This is a genomic window from Rhodococcus sp. EPR-147 (genome assembly GCF_001647185.1).
Classification (GTDB): domain Bacteria; phylum Actinomycetota; class Actinomycetes; order Mycobacteriales; family Mycobacteriaceae; genus Rhodococcoides.
On record NZ_LVCU01000407.1, the window covers coordinates 1 to 2,405 of the forward strand.

Annotated in this window: 1 protein-coding gene; it reads left to right on the forward strand. The window is 64.3% G+C overall.

The window, feature by feature from the left end:
- Positions 1-2,405, forward strand: a 2,405-nt coding sequence (locus tag A2J02_RS18120; protein ID WP_156516280.1) for a condensation domain-containing protein, incomplete at both ends; no start/stop codon positions are given.

A 2,405-nucleotide genomic window follows, 5' to 3' on the forward strand; every position in this document is an offset into this window, starting at 1 on the left:
TGCGCACATGGTGCCCTCTGCGTTCGTGATGTTGGAGTCCATTCCTCTGACTCCGGCAGGCAAACTCGACCGCACCGCACTCCCCGAACCCGAACTCGGTTCACAGGGTGCATTCGAGGCCGCGGAAACGGAATACGAGGCCGCGGTGGCGTCCGTGTTCTGCGACGTTCTCGAGGTCGATCGAGTCGGTGTCACGGACAGCTTCTTCGATCTCGGCGGAAACTCCCTCGTGGCCACGCGTTTGATCGCACGGGTCAATTCGGCTCTCGGAACCGATCTGAAGGTACTGGATCTGTTCGAGGCATCGACGGTTCGGACTCTGGCGGAACGTGCCGAAGCCAAGGGCGCGTCGCTGCATCGCCGCCCGGCACTCGTCCCCGTCGACCGCCCCGATTCGATCCCGCTGTCTCTCGCGCAGCAGCGGATGTGGTTCATCAACCAGTTCGACGTGTCCTCGCCCGCGTACAACATCCCGCTCACCGTGCGCCTGACCGGCCGTCTGGACGTGAGTGCGATGGCTGCTGCCGTCGGCGACGTCCTGTCCCGGCACGAGTCGCTCCGCACGGTGTTCCCGACTGTGGGCGATCTGCCGATTCAGGTCATCGCACCCGTCGAGGACGTCACCGGATCGAAGCTCCCCCTCGACGTGGTCGACGTCGACGCCGGTTCGGTCGATGAGCTCGTACGTGCAGCTGCGACAACAGGATTCGACGTCACGGTCGATCTTCCGTTCCGCGCGGTGCTGTACCGGACCGGCCCGGAGAGCTTCGTGCTCTCCATCGTCGTCCACCACATTGCGGCCGACGGTGCCTCGATGGCACCGCTGGCCCGAGACGTGATGGTCGCCTACGGCGCCCGCTCCGCCGGCTCGATTCCGGCGTGGGAGCCACTCACCGTTCAGTACGCGGACTTCGCACTGTGGCAGCACGCCGTTCTCGGCGACGAGAGCGACTCCACCTCGGTGGCGTCGCGGCAGATCGAGTTCTGGCAGACGGCTCTGGCAGACCTGCCGGACGTGCTGCCGATGCCACTCGATCGCCCGCGGCCCACCCGGCAGTCGATGCGTGGCAGCGTCACCCCGTTCACGATTCCCGCCGATGTCGCCGCTCGGTTGAATTCGGTTGCTGCCGAACACGACTCGACGCTGTTCATGGTCGTCCATTCTGCGCTTGCATTGCTGCTCGCGCGCCTGAGCGGCACCCAGGACATCGCTGTCGGTACTCCGATCGCGGGTCGCGGCGACGCGGCCCTCGACGACCTCGTGGGCATGTTCGTCGGGACCCTGGTGCTGCGAACGCAGGTCGAGCCTCGAGCCACCTTCGCCGAACTGCTCGCCGACACTCGTCGCTCCGACCTCGCCGCCTTCGACAACACCGACATCCCGTTCGAGCGACTGGTCGATGTACTCGATCCGGCCAGGTCCACCGACCACTCGCCGCTGTTCCAGGTTCTCCTCGAATTCCAGAACAATGCAGCTGTCACGTTGGAACTACCCGATCTCACCGTCGGTTTCGAGGAGATCAGCACCGACACAGCCAAATTCGATCTGCAGCTGCGCGTGGATCAGGAGCCCGTGGATCCGTCCGGGGCACTGTCGGCCTCGTTCACCTACGCCACAGATCTGTTCGATCCCGAAACCATCGACAGGTTCGTCGATCGCTTCCTGCGGATCGTGTCGACCGTCGGGGCGTCGACGGACGTACGCACCGGCGACATAGACATCCTGTCCGCCGCAGAGCGGGAACTCGTCCTGTTCGAGTGGAACGACACTGCACGGCTGATCGAACCTCCGGTCCACCAGCACATCCCGGCCGGCGACGTCGACATGACGCTCAGCAGTCTGTTCGACCGACAGGTGCAGCGCAGCCCGTACTCGACCGCGTTGGTGTTCGAGGACGAGCACGTCACCTATCTCGAACTGGACGAACGTGCGAATCAGCTCGCGCGACATCTCATCTCGCTCGGCGTGACGACCGAATCGCACGTCGGCCTCGCGATCCGACGGTCGATCGACCTGCTCGTCGGCATGTACGCGATCGTCAAGGCCGGTGGTGCCTATGTGCCGATCGACCCGGACCATCCGGTCGAGCGTTCGTCCTACGTCCTCTCCAGCGCCCAGCCTGTGTGCATCCTCACCACGAGCCGCGACTGGATCAACATCCCGGTCGCAACTCCGGTCCTCGCCGTCGATCTGCTCGACGTGTCCGATCGCGACCACACCTCTGTCACCGATTCGGATCGACTGGGAAGACTGCACGGCTCCAACACCGCGTATGTCATCTACACCTCCGGTTCGACCGGTCGACCCAAGGGTGTTGCAGTCACGCACTCGGCCATCGTGAATCGGTTGCTGTGGATGCAGCACGAGTATCACCTAGAGCCTGCGGACACCGTTCTGCAGAAGA